At 41.9% G+C, this 18,075-nt stretch carries 20 protein-coding genes; 8 read left to right on the top strand and 12 right to left on the bottom strand.

Annotated elements, in window-relative coordinates; genetic code table 11:
• Window positions 1-157 precede the first annotated feature (157 nt).
• From fliL to AM629_RS08860, 8 genes are all read left to right on the top strand, one after another.
• Window positions 158-634 carry a flagellar basal body-associated protein FliL gene (gene fliL / locus AM629_RS08895; protein ID WP_054478128.1) on the top strand — a complete coding sequence of 159 codons (477 nt, stop codon included), beginning with the start codon at window positions 158-160 and terminating at the stop codon, window positions 632-634.
• 5 nt (window positions 635-639) lie between these two features.
• Window positions 640-1,644 carry a flagellar motor switch protein FliM gene (fliM, locus tag AM629_RS08890; RefSeq protein WP_054478127.1) on the top strand — a complete coding sequence of 335 codons (1,005 nt, stop codon included), beginning with the start codon at window positions 640-642 and terminating at the stop codon, window positions 1,642-1,644.
• Window positions 1,637-2,056 (top strand): flagellar motor switch protein FliN, encoded by a 420-nt coding sequence (gene fliN, locus AM629_RS08885; RefSeq protein ID WP_054478126.1) that lies wholly within the window; start codon window positions 1,637-1,639, stop codon window positions 2,054-2,056. The genes fliM and fliN overlap by 8 nt, the downstream gene beginning before the upstream one ends.
• Window position 2,057: 1 nt before the next feature.
• Window positions 2,058-2,510 carry a flagellar biosynthetic protein FliO gene (gene fliO, locus AM629_RS08880; protein ID WP_083451905.1) on the top strand — a complete coding sequence of 151 codons (453 nt, stop codon included), beginning with the start codon at window positions 2,058-2,060 and terminating at the stop codon, window positions 2,508-2,510.
• Window positions 2,511-2,586: 76 nt separating this feature from the next.
• Complete coding sequence (fliP, locus tag AM629_RS08875; RefSeq protein WP_149616773.1) at window positions 2,587-3,276, top strand: flagellar type III secretion system pore protein FliP; 690 nt, start codon at window positions 2,587-2,589, stop codon at window positions 3,274-3,276.
• A 20-nt stretch (window positions 3,277-3,296) separates the two neighbouring features.
• Window positions 3,297-3,566 carry a flagellar biosynthesis protein FliQ gene (gene fliQ / locus AM629_RS08870; protein ID WP_054478125.1) on the top strand — a complete coding sequence of 90 codons (270 nt, stop codon included), beginning with the start codon at window positions 3,297-3,299 and terminating at the stop codon, window positions 3,564-3,566.
• Between the two features lie 2 nt (window positions 3,567-3,568).
• On the top strand, window positions 3,569-4,351 hold the full coding sequence (gene fliR / locus AM629_RS08865; protein WP_054478124.1) for a flagellar biosynthetic protein FliR: 783 nt from the start codon (window positions 3,569-3,571) through the stop codon (window positions 4,349-4,351).
• A 97-nt stretch (window positions 4,352-4,448) separates the two neighbouring features.
• Entirely contained in the window at window positions 4,449-4,856 is a 408-nt protein-coding gene (locus AM629_RS08860) for a cytidine deaminase (RefSeq protein WP_054478121.1), read from the top strand.
• A 330-nt stretch (window positions 4,857-5,186) separates the two neighbouring features.
• Here AM629_RS08860 and AM629_RS08855 read toward each other — a convergent pair whose 3' ends face one another.
• The 12 genes from AM629_RS08855 to AM629_RS08800 form a co-directional block, all read right to left on the bottom strand.
• Window positions 5,187-5,603 carry a type II toxin-antitoxin system VapC family toxin gene (locus AM629_RS08855; protein ID WP_054478208.1) on the bottom strand — a complete coding sequence of 139 codons (417 nt, stop codon included), beginning with the start codon at window positions 5,601-5,603 and terminating at the stop codon, window positions 5,187-5,189.
• Complete coding sequence (locus AM629_RS08850; protein WP_054478120.1) at window positions 5,603-5,857, bottom strand: type II toxin-antitoxin system Phd/YefM family antitoxin; 255 nt, start codon at window positions 5,855-5,857, stop codon at window positions 5,603-5,605. The genes AM629_RS08855 and AM629_RS08850 overlap by 1 nt, the downstream gene beginning before the upstream one ends.
• 265 nt (window positions 5,858-6,122) lie before the next feature.
• Window positions 6,123-8,210 (bottom strand): DNA methyltransferase, encoded by a 2,088-nt coding sequence (locus AM629_RS08845; protein ID WP_054478119.1) that lies wholly within the window; start codon window positions 8,208-8,210, stop codon window positions 6,123-6,125.
• Window position 8,211: 1 nt separating this feature from the next.
• The gene (locus tag AM629_RS08840) at window positions 8,212-8,655 is read right to left on the bottom strand and encodes a hypothetical protein (RefSeq protein WP_152911988.1); all 444 of its coding nucleotides are present in this window, start codon (window positions 8,653-8,655) and stop codon (window positions 8,212-8,214) included.
• Window positions 8,633-9,046, bottom strand: coding sequence for a hypothetical protein (locus tag AM629_RS08835; protein ID WP_054478114.1), 414 nt, complete (start codon window positions 9,044-9,046; stop codon window positions 8,633-8,635). Before AM629_RS08835 ends, AM629_RS08840 begins: the two co-directional genes overlap by 23 nt.
• Before the next feature lie 309 nt (window positions 9,047-9,355).
• Window positions 9,356-10,285: a hypothetical protein gene (locus AM629_RS08830; protein WP_054478112.1), complete on the bottom strand. Its 930-nt coding sequence runs from the start codon at window positions 10,283-10,285 to the stop codon at window positions 9,356-9,358.
• Window positions 10,285-11,877 (bottom strand): hypothetical protein, encoded by a 1,593-nt coding sequence (locus AM629_RS08825; protein ID WP_054478110.1) that lies wholly within the window; start codon window positions 11,875-11,877, stop codon window positions 10,285-10,287. The genes AM629_RS08830 and AM629_RS08825 overlap by 1 nt, the downstream gene beginning before the upstream one ends.
• A 69-nt stretch (window positions 11,878-11,946) precedes the next feature.
• Window positions 11,947-12,804 carry a hypothetical protein gene (locus tag AM629_RS08820; protein WP_235525433.1) on the bottom strand — a complete coding sequence of 286 codons (858 nt, stop codon included), beginning with the start codon at window positions 12,802-12,804 and terminating at the stop codon, window positions 11,947-11,949.
• Window positions 12,805-12,863: 59 nt separating this feature from the next.
• Entirely contained in the window at window positions 12,864-14,459 is a 1,596-nt protein-coding gene (locus AM629_RS08815) for a hypothetical protein (protein ID WP_054478108.1), read from the bottom strand.
• Between the two features lie 9 nt (window positions 14,460-14,468).
• Window positions 14,469-14,738: a type VI secretion system PAAR protein gene (locus AM629_RS08810; RefSeq protein WP_054478107.1), complete on the bottom strand. Its 270-nt coding sequence runs from the start codon at window positions 14,736-14,738 to the stop codon at window positions 14,469-14,471.
• A 34-nt stretch (window positions 14,739-14,772) separates the two neighbouring features.
• Window positions 14,773-15,606 carry a DUF4123 domain-containing protein gene (locus tag AM629_RS08805; RefSeq protein ID WP_054478106.1) on the bottom strand — a complete coding sequence of 278 codons (834 nt, stop codon included), beginning with the start codon at window positions 15,604-15,606 and terminating at the stop codon, window positions 14,773-14,775.
• Window positions 15,606-17,573 carry a type VI secretion system Vgr family protein gene (locus tag AM629_RS08800; RefSeq protein ID WP_054478105.1) on the bottom strand — a complete coding sequence of 656 codons (1,968 nt, stop codon included), beginning with the start codon at window positions 17,571-17,573 and terminating at the stop codon, window positions 15,606-15,608. Before AM629_RS08800 ends, AM629_RS08805 begins: the two co-directional genes overlap by 1 nt.
• Between the last annotated feature and the right edge of the window lie 502 nt (window positions 17,574-18,075).

Genomic DNA, 18,075 nt, shown 5'->3' with positions numbered 1-18,075 from the left:
ACAAACAAACGAACGAGTTAGTGGTTTTTTCCCCGTTTGTTCCAGCTATTGCCAGCGAAAATACGCGGGATAATTACTACCGATATTGATGGATAAGCAAGTCCACCACGGAATGAGTGGATACTTGTCCGCAACGAAAACAGGAATTTATCTGTCCATGTCTGACTATAGCTACGAGCGTAAACGCAAAAATCCATTTTGGATAATATTGTTAGTACTGATTGCCGTTATCGGTGCCGCCATCGGGGGATACAGTTGGTGGGCACTTAAACAGGCAGGAGAGAGTGACTCAGTGGCATCAAAAACCATAGAGGTCCCTGTATTTATGACTCTGGAGCCTTTTACCGTCAATCTTATCGACAACGAAGATCACTTTGACCGTGTGCTCTATATCGGTGTGACTTTACGTTTAGCCGATGAAAAAACCCGCCAGCGCTTCCATGAGTATCTACCGGAAATTCGTAGCCGTATGTTGTTACTACTATCACGCCAGAAATCAGCAGAGCTGGCTCATGACAACGGCAAACTGCGTCTGATGGCTGACATCAAACAAACGCTTAGCCCAACATTGGTACCAGGTGAGCCGGATCAGGTTATCACCGATGTACTGTTCACCACGTTTATTCTGCGATAATCAGCATGAGTGACAATATTCTTTCACAGGCAGAGATTGATGCTCTGCTCAATGGCGACAGTGCCAGTGACGATGCGGAAAATACTGCGTCCAGGGAAAATGAGGTTCGCCCTTATGATCCTAATACACAACGCCGTGTTGTCCGGGAACGCCTGCAAGCACTGGAAATTATTAATGAACGCTTTGCCCGTCATTTCAGGATGGGGTTGTTTAACATGCTCCGCAGGAGTCCTGACATTACGGTCGGTGCAATAAAAATCCAGCCTTATCACGAATTTGCCCGTAATCTAGCGGTACCGACCAACCTTAATCTGGTGCATCTGAAACCATTACGGGGAACAGCGCTGTTTGCATTCGCGCCGAGCCTGGTTTATATCGCAGTAGATAACCTGTTTGGTGGTGATGGGCGTTTTCCGACCAAAGTAGAAGGTCGCGAGTTCACTCATACCGAGCAGCGGGTGATTAACCGGATGCTACGGATGGCGTTGGACTCCTATCGTGATGCCTGGGACTCCATTTTCAAAATCGAAGTGGAATATGTGCGCTCTGAAATGCAGGTGAAATTCACCAACATCACCACATCACCGAACGATATTGTTGTTACAACACCGTTTCAGGTGGAAATCGGGGCACTAAGTGGTGAATTTAACATCTGTATTCCATTTGCCATGATCGAACCATTACGGGAACGATTGACCAACCCACCGCTGGAAAATGTCCGGCAGGAAGACAGCCTATGGCGGGAAAGCCTGGTAAAACAGGTTCAACACTCAGAACTGGAACTGGTCGCTAACTTTGCAGATATCCCGTTGAGGTTGTCAAAAATCCTGCAACTTCAGCCGGGCGATATATTGCCTATTGATAAACCCGAACGCCTGATCGTTCACGTTGACGGTGTGCCAGTACTCACCAGCCAATACGGAACATTAAACGGGCAATACGCCCTGCGTGTCGAACATCTTATTAACCCTGTTTTAAATGCTCTGGATGAGGAACAGCCCAATGAGTGATGCTAAGCAACCCACAGATACCGCTGCAACCGGATCTGCCGAAGATATGTGGGCAGAAGCTCTGGAACAACAGGCCGCGCAACAACAAACCTCTGACAGTAACGCGGCGATTTTTGAATCTCTGGAGCCTCAGGATGCACTGGCTCACTTATCGGATATTGACCTGATTTTAGATATTCCAGTCAAACTATCCGTAGAGCTGGGCCGGACAAAAATGACGATTAAACAACTGCTAAGATTATCCCAAGGTTCAGTCGTTTCTCTTGATGGTCTTGCCGGGGAACCGTTGGATATTTTAATCAACGGATACCTGATTGCTCAGGGTGAAGTGGTGGTTGTATCGGATAAATACGGTATCCGTATTACCGATATCATTACACCTTCTGAACGTATGCGTCGCTTGAGTCGCTAACATGGCTTTCCAGCCTTCTCTGCATAATGGCGCGACAGAACCTGTCGCGCAAACTCAGGCTGTTACTCAGGTAGCAACCTCCACCCCACTTCCCGCTGGTCAAACATTGATGCAAGTCAGCAGTGCGCTGGCGGGGGTTTTGCTGTTGATTTTCACCATTACCTGGTTAGTACGCCGTATGGGGCTAATGCCTGGTAAAGGAAAAACTCAGCAACAATTGAGTATCAAAGCCAGTTGCTCTCTTGGGCAACGTGAACGTGTCGTTATTGTGGAAGTCGAAAATAACTGGCTAGTATTGGGTGTGACTGCCCAGCAAATTAATTTGTTACATCAAATGCCAATACCTGAATCCAGCCGTAATAACCCCGAAGGACAAGCCGTAAAACCAGCACTGTTTGGTCAGATTTTAAAAAATACGTTGACGCGCCAAGGCAAGGATGATGAAAAAAAGTAGTTCTTTCTTTATGACCAACCATAAATTCGCGTTGTCATGTCGCTTGGCGATTACGCTTATTGCGCTTATTTTACCCATGGATGTCTCGGCACAATTACCAGGGATTATCAGTCAACCACTCGCCAATGGTGGACAAAGCTGGTCACTGCCGGTTCAGACTTTAGTTTTTATTACCGCGCTGGGTTTTATTCCCGCTGCTTTGCTAATGATGACCAGTTTTACCCGTATTATTATCGTACTGGGTTTACTGCGAAATGCTTTAGGCACGCCATCGGCGCCACCTAATCAAGTCTTACTGGGGCTGACTTTATTTATGACATTTTTCATTATGTCACCGGTTTTCGATAAAGTTTATCAGGATGCTTATCTGCCTTTCAGTGAAGATAAAATCAGCCTGGAAACCGCTTTAGAAAATGGAGCCAAACCCTTGCGGCAATTTATGTTGCGTCAAACAAGGGAAAACGATTTAGCCCTGTTTGCTCGTCTTGCCGATCAACCGCCGTTTGAAACAGCAGATTCGGTTCCTATGCGAGTCCTGATGCCAGCATTTATTACCAGTGAGCTAAAAACCGCGTTCCAGATTGGTTTTACCCTGTTTATCCCATTTCTGATTATCGACTTAGTAGTCGCCAGTGTTTTAATGGCATTGGGGATGATGATGGTGCCCCCCGCCACCATTTCATTACCTTTTAAACTTATGTTGTTTGTATTGGTTGACGGCTGGCAATTACTACTGGGTTCTCTGGCACAAAGTTTCTACGGTTGACCTAAAAAGAGACAAATATTATGACTCCTGAATCGGTAATGGCATTGGGCACAGAGGCAATGGAAGTCGCACTGGCGCTGGCAGCACCGCTGCTTTTAGCGGCTTTATTATGTGGTTTAATTGTGAGCTTATTACAAGCTGCGACACAAGTTAACGAAATGACACTGTCATTTATTCCCAAAATTTTGGCGGTATTTGTCACAACTGTTATCGCAGGTCCCTGGATGCTGAATTTATTTCTGGACTACATGCGTGAACTCTACAGCAGCATCCCCGTGATAATTGGCTAATCATGATATCTTTTGACAGTGCAATGCTGAGCCAGTTTGTCAGTGAATTTTTCTGGCCGCTGGTTCGGGTACTTGCGTTATTCAGTACTGCACCATTATTCAGTGAAAAACAGGCCACCAAGAAAGTCAGAATCGGGTTGGCCGTGATGGTAACGCTGCTCTTGATGCCAAACCTGCAACCAGCCCAAGTCCCCATTTTCTCTGTCGCCGCATTTTGGGTGCTGGTCCAGCAAATCCTGATTGGCGCATCACTCGGCCTTACTATGCAAATTGCTTTTGCCGCCGTGCGCCATGCGGGTGAAATAATTGGTTTACAAATGGGACTTTCATTCGCCACCTTTTTTGACCCTTCCGGTGGCCCCAATATGCCTATTTTGGCACGAATCTTTAACCTTCTGACTTTGCTTTTGTTTTTGGCTTTTGACGGTCATTTGTGGTTATTATCAGTTCTGGCAGATACATTTCAGGTTATTCCAGTACAACCATTGCAACTGAGTGCTCAAGGATTTCTACTTCTGGCACAAAGTGCCAGTATGATATTTATCAACGGCATGATGCTAGCTTTACCATTGATCACGCTATTACTAACGTTGAATTTATCGTTGGGGATTTTAAACCGGATGACACCACAACTTTCCATCTTTGTGGTTGGTTTTCCGTTAACGCTCACCACCGGTATATTGGTACTAACGCTTTTAATTCCCATGTTAGCGCCATTTACTGAACGTATGTTTAGTGAATTATTTAATCGACTGGCCGTAATTATCAGTGGAATGGTTATTTGAAAACATTTTTTAAACCAAATTAGTATCTTAGTTTATAATATATTTTTAACAACATCTAAAAAATTATTTTCGAAGATATTAATGGAGCAGTAAATTAATGAATATAGAACAAGAGTTATATCATGCTGCGGTTAACTTAATTGAAAAACGATACCCCAAAGGATGGGGTGGTGCAGCCGTAGTACGGACAAAATCGGGTAAAATATTAACCAGCATTGCCCCTGATACCAAAAATGACGCGTTATCTCTTTGTATGGAAGTTGGTGCCTATTTAGAAGCCCATAAACTGAATGAAGCAGTAACACACTCCTTATGTCTCTGTCGTGAAGATGCCGGTTGTGAATATATCATTTTGACACCATGCGGAATCTGTCAAGAACGCCTGGTTCATTGGGGAGGCTCCGTAAAAGCGGCTGTCACTAATGAGAAAAACGAGCTGTTATTTAAAACAATACGTGAATTACAACCTTATCATTGGTCATCTGTTAATGGAGAAACGTTGTAATTTTAATTAATTATTTTATATCCGGCTCTCCCGGGGATTCGCTCCCTTGCCGTCACTATCCATCTTGAAATCTATTGGGTATAAAGTGCTGTAAGCACCAACGGGGGTTCTACAACAGGTGCTATTACAGGCCAGATAATACCCCACCATCATTCCTGTCTCTTGATCACATTTACAGGTCAAAAGACTGGGCTAGCCGGTAACCTTCCTAGATGGTTTGTAACATAAACCATCCTTCTTTTTCCGGTTCTGTCGCATTAAGGGGGCTAGGGGTAACCACTTGAATTCGAAAGCAGTCGAAAAACAACTGTTTTCCGGCCACCATTGGATTTACTCCCACGGATTGAGGATCGTCACCCCTGTGGACTTAAAATCGGCTACGTTGCGAGTGACTACAGTCATACCATGCACAAGAGCCGTCGCTGCAATAAGCGCATCACGCTCACAGCTCTTGTCAGGTACGTGTAACCGGGCGCAGCGTTGCGCCACGGCTGTATCGACGGGTAGCGTTCGCCCAGAAAACTCCGGCAAAACATGTTGCTCCAGCCATGCACGCAGCATGGCCCCCTGCGTGGCGTCCTTACGCTCAATCAACAAAACACCAAGCTCTAATTCCATGATAGTGATGGCGGATACATAAAGGCTGGCGGCATCGACGCTTTCAGTCCATGCTGCAACGTTCGGATCGGCCTTACCAACCCGAACTTTTCGTAGTTCGGACACCACGTTGGTATCGAGTACGTACATCATGAGAGGTCAGCCGGACGGGTTTCGATAGTCACGCACTGCGGCTCAAACTCAATATCCGCAACGCCCGGCATAGCCAGCGAATCGGCAATATTGCGATACTGCTTTGTAAGCAACCGGTATTCTTCGATGCTCAACAGCACATGAGCAGGTTTACCACGGTCTGTGATGAATACGGGGCCGTTCTTGGTCTCCTTCTTTGCGCGGGTAACGTCCTGATTCAGCTCTCGGCTAGATAAAGTCGTAATAGTCATGGCAGCAGCTCCTACCTGAATTTAACATGTAGTTATGTTACTACAAAAACAAACGATAGTGCAAGTTTTGTTCGTTTTTCCATATCACAAATAGACTCCTTAAAACATATATACCCATATACCCAACAGAATCAATATTGATACCGCCGCCCATGTTTTTGTGTACGGTACCTATTATTTTTCATACTGTTAATATGGCGATCAGAGTCTATTGATAAAATCGTATTGATTGAACAAAATTATCAATATCCACCTATTGGTCTGATCATTTAAGCAATATCTTTTTACGCTGAACACATATTTCAACAGACCATTTAATCAGGTCAATCGTCGATTCTCTATCCATTCGAAGGCATGAAGCAACCGTAATTGCCTGAGAACAAGCAATTACAAAGCAGTCTCCTGCGCTTAGATTTCTTTCAACAACGTCGAATCGTTCAATATAATCACTGAATCGGGAAAAGATTTCATCCTGTGGGTTCTCAATTTTTGGCGGATTAACTTCCTTTTTACAAACCAAAATTGCATCAAGATTGATAGGTTCCTTTGCTGCGCTTTTAGGGCTGGCAACAGACATTTCAGCTTTTACCGGGTGAGCAGCTACAATGTCAAAACCGGCTTTAGTGACAGAATCATATATTGCCATCCAACCGTCTATCGTCGAATGATGATAACTGAAACACAAGAGACCATCTTCTTTAAGCACTCGGTTGCATTCCTTAAAAATACTGCAAATTTTCCTTGTGAAACTTTCGTTATCCCTATCTTGGACTTCGTTTTCGTGTGATGAATCTTTCCTATTCAAATATCCATATTCGCCACTAAGCGCATTAGAAAGCCAAGCATAGAAAAAGTCACTCAATTCACTATAGTGAACAAAATCAAAATACGGTGGATCAGTAATTACAGCATCAACCGATGAATCAGGGATAGGAAGTGAAGAACTGTCCGCATTCAAAATCAAAGCACCTTGAGAGGCGTTTTTGAACGTTTCCCATGACTGGGTAGGATTTACCCTTATCGGATCACTGCAAACGATTTTCTTTGAAAAACATTTTACCCCATTGTTTTTAATGAATACTTCAAAGGGTTCATCAAGATAGGTCTTCGCCTTAATCAAACGACTTTCAAATAATGTCGAAAATGTACCACTACTTTTTCCCGGTGTGCCCCATACACTATTTTCTAACGGTGTTCTCTCTGGTTTCAAAATATGGTTCGAAAACATATGACGAACAGCACCAGTACCCTCTCCCTTAAAACTACAAAACAGGTTATTAAATTCAAGTGTTCCGCTGAACAGGCAAACAAAATGATCTCGAATCACCTTATCTTTAATCTTCAATATCCGCTGAAGCAATAATCCAAGGCATAACAATTGACGTTCATTAAAGAAGTCACACCAATTATTATAATTATATCCACGTGCTTGGTTTGTGTTATATCCGGGTCTAACCTTCATGGTGGGTAATGGAAGATCACCTTTGATCAGGGAAAGACGTTCACACGCTTCATTAAAAAGGTCGTAGTCATATTGGGTCGGTTTGATATAGACCTTTTCACCTGCTTCGTTAAGCGCCATGATGGCATACAATTTATGCTTTGGTGGATACTCTTTGCTAGATACCAGCTCTTTAATTTTGTATTCATTACCTTTACTGTCAACAATTTTTGTTCCCTTGGCAGGTCCATTTTGGGGGTTAAAGTTATGTGAGCAGCAAGAGCATTTAATGTCAGTACTATTGTATTTCTCCACAATAATAGATTCGCATGACGGGCACCATATTTGCGAATCCGGTTTCTTGCTAGCATAGGCATTTTTACTGAATACATAACTTGAAAACAACGGAATTTCTTCCCCCTCTGGCGTGGAAACAACCTTCACCCAAAAATAGTAAAGTGCTGGAGTAGATTTTGAAGCGCCGGGAACCATTGTCGTATAGTAGGAAAGGATTTCCTCTTTTACATCCCGTTCAATGGATTTAAATTCTTTTTTCAGTTCATTTATATTCACGCTAGTCATTGCTTGTGTGACTAAGAATGTACTCACTGGGTTAACATCACATCCTATAATACTTGCTCCAAGCTTTGCCGCTTCCCCCAATGTGGTTCCCGAACCCATAAAAGGATCAAGCACAACCTTTCCGGGATGTTTTTGATATTTGTAAAAATCCTTCCATTGACCTTCAGTAAGAGCACCAGAAACAATAGAACGGAATACACTTCCTAAACGCTTCGCCCACCACTTATGAATGTGGTAGATGGGACGGTTAATTTCCTTTCTGTAACTTTCGATTTCCGCAATTGGATCAATCTGCTCGAAAGGGAAATCATTTTCAATGACATACTTCATATTATTTTATTAACACTGGCATAGAAACAGATGTACGCGGTTTTGCTATACGTGCTTTGCAGTCAGCAAAAATATCTTCAATCAGAACAGATTGATCAGGTTTACCATTATCAATGATATTGTATAAAAAGTTGTTTTCGTAAATGTCATACCTTGATACTTCTTCTGTAGCCAGGTGCGATATCTGAAGATTTTCACAATCAAATTTTTTCGCTACAAAAACCTTTCTTGTATGAAAACACTTTAATTTATAGTTTAGCGGATTAGGGTACGTATACATTGCCCGATGACGAACAGAGCCCTCACCATACGGACCATGGTTATACTCGCTTTGGTTCGCAACTTTGGCTTTTTTATAAAGATTAAAGTCATAATTGATGAAATCACCATGCATCAAAATAAAAGTGACAATACTGCTACTGTCATTGCTCAATAATGCGTACATGTAATAAACAAGGAATATCGACTATTGCATTGTCCATCTTTATCAGAGCAGTTCCGCACGGCAAGCAACTATTGTAATCCATAGTAAGACCACGTGAATCAGCGCCATTCGGCTTCTGAATTAGCTTTTTAACTTCAACTCCAACAATGATACCTGTTTGCTTGTCACGAATAATAATATCAGGAGTAGTCAGCTTACCTGAACGAACAACTTCCAATTCAGGAAATGCTTGTTGGAGTTTTTGTTCAATCAAGCAATCAAAGGGATCGTCTTGAACTGTACCAACCAAGGAAGGCACACGTAGGTCAATAGGTATAGCGCCATTATCATCAATCTGACCATAAAAGTAATCATAAACGGCTTTCATTATTTGATGTTCATTGTGGTACATGCACAATCCTTAAGATTATTTTTTAATATTGGTTATTGCTTTCAACCGGTTCCATGCGATGGCGCTCTGAAACCTACCCGCTTTAAGCGTTATACCGTAACGATTTTTGGAAAAAAGATCAAAAGAGAAATCAAATAACACAGTAACCAAAACTAAATCTAGAAAACATGGTCAATTACGAAACAAAAGGACCAGGATTTTGCAATCACAAACCGCACTGCGCATATTAACTGAAAGCATATTTTTTCCTTCTTCCTCAGTATTAACTGCAAAAACAGTTAATACTGAGTGAGTTAAAACAAACCATAGCTATCTTGAAATCACCACTTTTCCATTGATTAAAGAGAAAAACGGGTTAAACGTAAATCCATCTTCACTGTTATTTTTATCTTCCATCAATAAGGGGGAGTTGTTACTTTTATCAACTTCAAACCGGAATAAGCGACCATCCATATAACGTATCAGTTTATATTTATTCCAGTCTATCGGTACCGCCTGATAACCGTTATCAAAATCTTCCTTAAAATCATAAGAATCAAAATAACTTTGTTCTGTACTGTTATTAGCCTGCGCATTTTCATGCAACATTAATTTAGCCGCCAACTGTAATGCTGCCAAATCTTTGTTTTTCATGATTTGCCAGATATCTTCATAGGCTTTTTTAACCAACTCCGTGCTTGCTTCCGTTTCCGGCAAAGGCGTAGCCGTCGTCCAGGCCCAGACAGGTAAATCATTTAATGTCACTGTTCGCTCTGCGTAATAGAATCCCCTATCTTTAAGGTTTTTTTCCGTAATTTTACTGTAGCTAGCGGTATCAATATTGAAATTAACAGATTTCATACTATTAGGCTCTAACGTGCCATTTTTATCTGCCACACTGGTAATAATATTTGTGATTTCATCGGACTGGTAAGGTGTCACTCTTACCAACCTGACTTTACACTCCGCATCCTTATCTTTATAAATATATCCCTCCTTTGCATCACTAAATGGCGCCATTTCGATATAGATAGTATTCTTACCATTTTGCAGTATCGGAGCAATATTATACCCGGTCGATATAGTACCAGTAATTGAATGCAGGCTACTTAATGTATATATTTCATTGACTCTCAGGACACAACGCGCCCGATTAGTTTCTAAGTAAGTGATATATTTAACTTTATCCATTGTACTTTCCCCATAAGCGGATGATGATAGTGAAAATAACATCATGAAGAATAAAAAAATCTTTTTCATTACGATAACCTCAGTTTATATGTCGATTTTTCTTTTGGTAGTTTTGGATATATCTCCCACTTTTTTTGTGTTTTACTATCTTTTCCGTCTTTTTGTTTAGCAGAATCGCTATTACTTTTAGGCGGAGCAATCCCCATCCCAAACTCCACATAATAACTGGCCGTAATCCCTTCATGGAAAAACACCAGATATAACCCCTTATCCTGCTTATCCAGTTCAAAACATCCCTGCGCTTCAATATCTGCATCCGCTTTAAAATAACCCTCCACCAGATAATATTTAAACCCCACCTGTATATTAGTTTCTGCTCTAATCGCTAATGTCCCTTTCACCATATCCCCCAGTTGAAATTCCATTTCCCTCTCCTCATTGCTGGCATATTTAAATGACAGATTTAACGCGCCCTCCAGAATCATATCTAATTGCGCCCCCAGATAAGCCCCATTCCGCCCTTCTTCTACTGCCTCCTTGCCCTTTAACCCCTGCTCCCGAATTAAGGCAATTAATTTCTCCGCACCGAATTCTGTGGCAAATGCCTGAATTAAATCCACCTGCAATTTCACCCCAATCAGCGGCGATAACGCCACCTCAACGGCATGCTCAAAATATGCCCCATTGCCATGCGTGGCATTCACCAGTTTACTGCCGCCGCCTAATTTTATTTCCGGCGTCTGGATTTCCGTTTTCAGCAGTTTTATTTCCTGACTGCCCTCACTGGAAAACAGTTTTTGCAAGGTCTCTACCGCCTGACTGCTTTTATTCAATAAACCCAGTTTATGGCGTTTTTCTTTAAATTCTTTTTTCAGTTCACGGGTCAGCGTGCGTGAATAAGGTCCCACGGTGTAAGCAAAACTTCCTTCGATATTTAATGTATTGGTTAATTCATAACCCGCCGTGTGTTTATGCCAGTTTTGACCCGGCTTTTTCGCGTTCGGATTGGCTTTTTTTCTTTTCTCTAGCGCTTCCGCTTTTCTCTCTTCCGCGCTTCTTTCCTGTATTTCCTGCTCTGCCCCTAGGGTTATATCAATCGTCCATTCATATTGCGGCAAAACATGAATTTTCGTGTCAAGGGCATCCACCGTGCCCAATAACAATGCTTTCACTTTATCGTCCGGCAAAGAGAATGAACGCTGGGCAAAGGGCTGGCCGTAGCATTGCGTCAGAGTAAGAATATAATCTGTCCGCGGTAAATGATTCAGATCCCCCCGCTGAAATAATGACGAGGCAATAAAACTCAGCGGGTCGTTTTCTACCAAATCGACCGGCAGGTTATGACTGGAAAAACTTATTTTATAATCCGTGCCCGGCCCTGCTATCGGATTTTTACCTAATTCATAAAATTGAAACGCCGCATTATCCGGGCTATAAAAAATCGCCCGCGGGCATTGCGCATTTTCCGTGATACATCTTTTTCCCACCAGTGAAATAGTCACCGGGATACCCCCGGTTTCATCAATCACCCAAATATCACCAATCGGTTCAATCTGGTTATAATTGAAAACCCGTTTACCGACTTTTAACACTAATTTGTGAATACAGGGGTCCGGGATTTTGCAATCACAAACCGCACTGCGCATATTAACTGAAAGCATATTTTTTCCTTCTTTCTCAGTATTAACTGCAAAAACAGTTAATACTGAGTGAGTTAAAACAAACCATAGCTATCTTGAAATCACCACTTTTCCATTGATTAAAGAGAAAAACGGGCTAAACGTGCGGCCATTTTTACCATCCTTATCTCTAATTAACAATGGTGAATTATTGCTATCTTCAATTTCAAACCTGAATAACCGGCCCCCCAGATAACGCACCAGCTTATATTTTCTCCAGTCTATCGGTATGGCCCGATAACCGTCGTCAAAATTTCTCTTGAAGTCTAAAGAATCAAAATAACTTTGTTCTGTACTATCATTAGCCAGCGCATGTTCATACAACATTAATTTAGCCGCCGACTGTAATGCCGCTAAATCTTTGTTTTTCATTATCTGCCAGATATCTTCATAGGCTTTTTTAACCAACTCCGTGCTTGCTTCTGTTTTCGGCAAAGGGGTAGCCGTCGTCCAGGCCCAAGCAGGCAAATCATTTAATGTTACCGTCCGCTCCGTATGATAATAAAACTCATCAGGGTATTCTTGCGTAGCAATTCTACTGGATTGTGCAGTATCAATATTAAAATTAATAGACTGCATACTGTTAGGTCTCAGTATTCCATCTTTATCTGCTACCTTGGTGATAATATTCGTAACTTCCCTGGAATCGTAGGGAGTCACCCTCACTAATCGAACCTTACATTCTGCATCTTTTTCTTTATAAACATATTTATCATCCCGAGCACTTAATGGCCCCATATTAAGGCTGATAACATTTTTACCGTTTTGTAATATCACTGCAATATTATAGCCAGTTGATATAGTACCGTTAATCGAGCCAAAATTACTTAAAGTATAGATCCCATTGACTGTGAGTACACAAAATGCCTGATTTGTTTCTAAATAAGCAATATATTTAACTTTATCCATTGTATTTTCTCCATAAGCTGATAGTGAAAATAATGTCATAGAAAATAAGAAAAATTTCCTCATTCCGATAACCTCAGTTTGTATGTCGACTTTTCTTTTGGTAACTTCGGATATATCTCCCATTTTTTTTGTTTTTTGTTATCCACTTTGCTCCCTTTTATAATAGATTTACCATTATTTTCAGATGGTACTAATCCCATCCCAAACTCCACATAATAACTGGCAGTGATGCCCTCATGGAAAAACACCAGATATAACCCCTTATCCTGCTTATCCAGTTCAAAGCATCCCTGCGCTTCAATATCTGCATCCGCTTTAAAATAACCCTCCACCAGATAATATTTAAACCCCACCTGTATATTAGTTTCTGCTCTAATCGCTAATGTCCCTTTCACCATATCCCCCAGTTGAAATTCCATTTCCCTCTCCTCATTGCTGGCATATTTAAATGACAGATTTAACGCGCCCTCCAGAATCATATCTAATTGCGCCCCCAGATAAGCCCCATTCCGCCCTTCTTCTACTGCCTCCTTGCCCTTTAACCCCTGCTCCCGAATTAAGGCAATTAATTTCTCCGCACCGAATTCTGTGGCAAATGCCTGAATTAAATCCACCTGCAATTTCACCCCAATCAGCGGCGATAACGCCACCTCAACGGCATGCTCAAAATATGCCCCATTGCCATGCGTGGCATTCACCAGTTTACTGCCGCCGCCTAATTTTATTTCCGGCGTCTGGATTTCCGTTTTCAGCAGTTTTATTTCCTGACTGCCCTCACTGGAAAACAGTTTTTGCAAGGTCTCTACCGCCTGACTGCTTTTATTCAATAAACCCAGTTTATGGCGTTTTTCTTTAAATTCTTTTTTCAGTTCACGGGTCAGCGTGCGTGAATAAGGTCCCACGGTGTAAGCAAAACTTCCTTCGATATTTAATGTATTGGTTAATTCATAACCCGCCGTGTGTTTATGCCAGTTTTGACCCGGCTTTTTCGCGTTCGGATTGGCTTTTTTTCTTTTCTCTAGCGCTTCCGCTTTTCTCTCTTCCGCGCTTCTTTCCTGTATTTCCTGCTCTGCCCCTAGGGTTATATCAATCGTCCATTCATATTGCGGCAAAACATGAATTTTCGTGTCAAGGGCATCCACCGTGCCCAATAACAATGCTTTCACTTTATCGTCCGGCAAAGAGAATGAACGCTGGGCAAAGGGCTGGCCGTAGCATTGCGTCAGAGTAAGAATATAATCTGTCCGCGGTAAATGATTCAGATCCCCCCGCTGAAATAATGACGAGGCAATAAAACTCAGCGGGTCGTTTTCTACCAAATCGACCGGCAGGTTATGACTGGAAAAACTTATTTTATAATCCGTGCCCGGCCCTGCTATCGGATTTTTACCTAATTCATAAAATTGAAACGCCGCATTATCCGGGCTATAAAAAATCGCCCGCGGGCATTGCGCATTTTCCGTGATACATCTTTTTCCCACCAGTGAAATAGTCACCGGGATACCCCCGGTTTCATCAATCACCCAAATATCACCAATCGGTTCAATCTGGTTATAATTGAAAACCCGTTTACCGACTTTTAACACTAATTTGTGAATACAGGGGTCCGGGATTTTGCAATCACAAACCGCACTGCGCATATTAACTGAAAGCATATTTTTTCCTTAACCAATATTAACACTACCACCACCAATCAATATTCCGCCACAACTCACCGCATCACCGGTTCTCGCAGCAGGTTTACCATCAATAAAAACGGTGTTTGAACCACCAGCAATGACTCTTGAATGAGATGAATGTAGCGCCAAAATATCGCCCTGACGAGCCAAAGGAATACCATCGACTTTTACACTGGCCGATCCCGAAATAACCGGCGTTGCTTCACAACCACCATGCGCTGTACCAATATCACCAATCTTTACCGCATTACCCATATTTCTTTCTCCATATCTGGCAAAATTAAAGTAATTAGTCTTTAAAGTGAAACCAAGGAGATGATGAATCCCCCAACTCCTGCAATAGCAATTTTTCCGCTCGTATATGCCCAGGCTCACAAATATCATTTAATATACGTTTACAGCGTTCAGGCGCGAATTCAATAGATAGGTATCTTTGCGCGAAGAATAATTTTAATATTCCCCGCACACTGTGATCATCCGTAATACCGATATTTCCTAATTCGGTAAGTAGCGACCGAATATAACCCGCGTAATCAAATCCTTCGATATTTTCCCATTCGATAATTAATGCCGCCAATGTCTGTACATAACGTTCAGTAAAAGCAACATCAATCTTTTCCAGTTGTTCTGGCGTTATCGATAAGAGTTTTCTTTTACTACTTGCACCCCGCGGATATTGTTCTCTGATAGCAAGAAAATCATGACGTTGAATATTGTCCTGATAACAGGTAGCAATTTTATCTATCGGCCCCATAAAACAGTGAATTTCCCAGTCACTCAGTACGTTAAGAAAATCCCAGATATTGCGCGGATCATAAAACCGAAAAAATACCGGTTTGTCCTGACCTGGTAACAATACTTGTAAATATTTACGCAAATGCCGATGTAATGTTTTCATATCCGCCTGAGTGTTTAAGTAAATTCCCCAAGGCGTTTTCCATTCATCCAAATAGAGTTGGACCCTTTCTGTTACTTCCACTAAATAAGGTGCAACTTTCAGTAATTCAGGTGGTAAAGATTCATCATAAAGACAAGTGAAAGGGGGATCAAAATGCTCCAATATCAGGAGCAATTGGGATTCTACTGCGGCATCAACAACCGCATAAAGTTTTTCTTTATCCATTATTGATTTTTCTCCATCGGACAATGTGCAACAAACATCGAACCGGCATGAGCCGCACTTTGTAAAATTGCTGGATTAGTCGGTTGTAATGAGATGCCGGGATTGCCACCCGAATTCAGGTTAATAGATGAACCTTTGATATCTACACCGCCGTCATGGATGACAATAAAACTATTGCCTACTTTCAGGGTGATTTTGCCCCCGCTCTTTATCGTGATGTCATCATGGATATCAACGCTAAGTACGCCCTGTATCTTCTGTATGACATCACCTTTGACTTGCAAAGTTTTATCACCATCAACCTGATCAATATAGTCACCCGTCGTTTTATATTCCTGTTGCCCTTCAACGGTCACTTTACGGTTGTTGGCAATCACCAGTTCGTCATCATGTCCAATGCGGGTTGTGCGGTTGTAATTAATTTGTTCATCACAGGAATTGAGTACCTGAATCGCCAGATTTTTCTGAGCGTGAATAAACACTTCTTCCTTATCTTTCTCATCTTCAAAACGCAGTTCGTTAAAACCATCTCCTTTATGGGTTTTTGAACGGATTGACATCTGAGTTTTTGCCATCGGTAGAGGGTTCGGCACGATGTTGCTGGCATGATAGGTTCGCCCAATAATAATCGGTTGGTCCGGATCGCCATGCAAAAAAGCCACCAGCACTTCCTGACCTACCCGCGGAATAGCAATCATCCCCCAGCGCTGACCGGCCCAAGCCTGACTGACTCTGATCCAACAGGAACTCTGGTCATTAAATTTGCCATATTCGTCCCAGGCAAATTGCACCCGCACCCGTCCATATTCATCACAAAAGATTTCTTCTCCTTCCGGCCCGACAACAGTCGCAATCTGCAAACCATCAATCTGCGGTTTAGGATAAGGAGAAGGGCGCCATACCCGATTACAATCTCCAAAGGTGAAGTAGTTGGTTAAAGTCGTGCCTGACTCGCCAAAACGGGATTCATCCGCCTGCGGTTGTTTGCCGTAATGAGTGATTTGAATCACTTGCCAAAGAGCATTAAATTTCTCTTTCGGGTGATCAGTAAGTGTGAACCCCGACGACGCCGAAAGAACGAAACAGTCACTTTTCCCTTGCCCAAACATTGCATCACGACGAAGCGCTTCCAGACGATATTGACTTATTCGCTGACCAATCTCGTCTTTATAGCGTCCAGGAAAATCATAATAATCGTAACTGTGCAAATCTGAACGTTGATGGTTAAGTTGGCGTTCGTGATAGTAATAGTCAGCAGTCCACCGGGGATTTTTGAACGTGCGATCCCGCAAAATAACACGCGCTATTCCAACCCGTTCACACCAACGAAATTGATTAATACAGCACTGGCTCCCTGTGCTATCCAATTCTGGACGGTAAGGCAGCAAATGATTGCCGTTTATCCGATAAGAATCCACAAAAACAACTAACGGTTCACCCTTAGTTTGGTTAAACACAAAATAATAAAATATCCCTTCATCAGCCAATAAACGATGGAGAAATGTCAGGTCACTCTCATCATATTGCACACAAAATTCCCGTTCAGGATGCGCATAACGCAGATCACAAGTGAAGTTTATGACACCATTCTCTTTCAGCAATATTCCGACAATATCGGTAACGGACTGATGCTGAAAAATACGGGAGTTCACCCGCAACCCCGCACGCCATAAACCGGAATGCAGTGTCAGGGAGTAATGACTACGGTGACGACCTGTCGTGTTTTGTTCAAACTGAGTCACAATCCCGGTCACGCTGCGCTCTGGTTGGCCGTCACGATAGACAGTCAGTGTTGCAGAATTATCCAGCACATCGGTAAAATCAATATCCGGGTCAGCGCTGGTTAATGTCGCTTCCAGACAAAACAACGTCGATAGCGCTTCATTAAGGGTAAATTCAACCACCGCAAAAGTTTGCTCTGGGAGATTACCTACCGTAAGAGTAAAAACCAATCCTGAATCTGCCATTACATGCCCCCTAATTGCGTGAGGTTAAGACTCAGGAAATTAAATAAATTATTTAAAACAACCATGATTCAACCTTCTTTACTTACATAATTACCTAATCTATTTCACCGGTAGCTCAGTTCATTCAACTTTAATTTCTGTCTTCAATTATTAACAAACTATCGGTTTAATCATTTAACATATAAATGGGAGCATAGAAAACGAAAGGCATAATTCACTTATTTTAAATAAAAAACGATATTTTACTCTATTTAAAGTCAGCATTTTCCCAGTGTATAACAGAGAATTCCTATATATTTAATAAGTTACAATGCATTACAGTGATTTAATTAGTTAAAATATTTGACCTGACTCAGTAATAAAAGAGAAAACCGAATTAGCATAATAATCCTGAACAATATCATTTCTTTTCCCTTCTATTTATTAAATTGAAAATCAAATATGACCAATTTATCTCATTCCTTTTAATTTACTGATAAATTTCAATATTTAACTATTCCGA

This window comes from Photorhabdus heterorhabditis (assembly GCF_001280945.1).
GTDB lineage: Bacteria > Pseudomonadota > Gammaproteobacteria > Enterobacterales > Enterobacteriaceae > Photorhabdus > Photorhabdus heterorhabditis.
Note: the sequence above shows the minus strand (reverse complement) of the source record. Positions and strands in the feature narration are given on the sequence as shown.

Excerpts from the sequence above, each read along its gene's own strand:
- AM629_RS08840 (WP_152911988.1), bottom strand. The coding sequence starts at position 8,655 with ATGTACGCATTATTGAGCAATGACAGTAGCAGTATTGTCACTTTTATT.
- AM629_RS08845 (WP_054478119.1), bottom strand. The coding sequence starts at position 8,210 with ATGAAGTATGTCATTGAAAATGATTTCCCTTTCGAGCAGATTGATCCA.
- fliR (WP_054478124.1), top strand. The coding sequence starts at position 3,569 with ATGATATCTTTTGACAGTGCAATGCTGAGCCAGTTTGTCAGTGAATTT.
- AM629_RS08800 (WP_054478105.1), bottom strand. The coding sequence starts at position 17,573 with ATGGCAGATTCAGGATTGGTTTTTACTCTTACGGTAGGTAATCTCCCA.
- fliO (WP_083451905.1), top strand. The coding sequence starts at position 2,058 with ATGGCTTTCCAGCCTTCTCTGCATAATGGCGCGACAGAACCTGTCGCG.
- AM629_RS08855 (WP_054478208.1), bottom strand. The coding sequence starts at position 5,603 with ATGTACGTACTCGATACCAACGTGGTGTCCGAACTACGAAAAGTTCGG.
- fliM (WP_054478127.1), top strand. The coding sequence starts at position 640 with ATGAGTGACAATATTCTTTCACAGGCAGAGATTGATGCTCTGCTCAAT.
- AM629_RS08850 (WP_054478120.1), bottom strand. The coding sequence starts at position 5,857 with ATGACTATTACGACTTTATCTAGCCGAGAGCTGAATCAGGACGTTACC.
- fliP (WP_149616773.1), top strand. The coding sequence starts at position 2,587 with ATGGATGTCTCGGCACAATTACCAGGGATTATCAGTCAACCACTCGCC.
- AM629_RS08805 (WP_054478106.1), bottom strand. The coding sequence starts at position 15,606 with ATGGATAAAGAAAAACTTTATGCGGTTGTTGATGCCGCAGTAGAATCC.
- AM629_RS08860 (WP_054478121.1), top strand. The coding sequence starts at position 4,449 with ATGAATATAGAACAAGAGTTATATCATGCTGCGGTTAACTTAATTGAA.
- AM629_RS08820 (WP_235525433.1), bottom strand. The coding sequence starts at position 12,804 with ATGGATAAAGTTAAATATATTGCTTATTTAGAAACAAATCAGGCATTT.
- AM629_RS08835 (WP_054478114.1), bottom strand. The coding sequence starts at position 9,046 with ATGTACCACAATGAACATCAAATAATGAAAGCCGTTTATGATTACTTT.
- AM629_RS08830 (WP_054478112.1), bottom strand. The coding sequence starts at position 10,285 with ATGAAAAAGATTTTTTTATTCTTCATGATGTTATTTTCACTATCATCA.
- fliN (WP_054478126.1), top strand. The coding sequence starts at position 1,637 with ATGAGTGATGCTAAGCAACCCACAGATACCGCTGCAACCGGATCTGCC.
- fliQ (WP_054478125.1), top strand. The coding sequence starts at position 3,297 with ATGACTCCTGAATCGGTAATGGCATTGGGCACAGAGGCAATGGAAGTC.
- AM629_RS08815 (WP_054478108.1), bottom strand. The coding sequence starts at position 14,459 with ATGCTTTCAGTTAATATGCGCAGTGCGGTTTGTGATTGCAAAATCCCG.
- AM629_RS08810 (WP_054478107.1), bottom strand. The coding sequence starts at position 14,738 with ATGGGTAATGCGGTAAAGATTGGTGATATTGGTACAGCGCATGGTGGT.
- fliL (WP_054478128.1), top strand. The coding sequence starts at position 158 with ATGTCTGACTATAGCTACGAGCGTAAACGCAAAAATCCATTTTGGATA.
- AM629_RS08825 (WP_054478110.1), bottom strand. The coding sequence starts at position 11,877 with ATGCTTTCAGTTAATATGCGCAGTGCGGTTTGTGATTGCAAAATCCCG.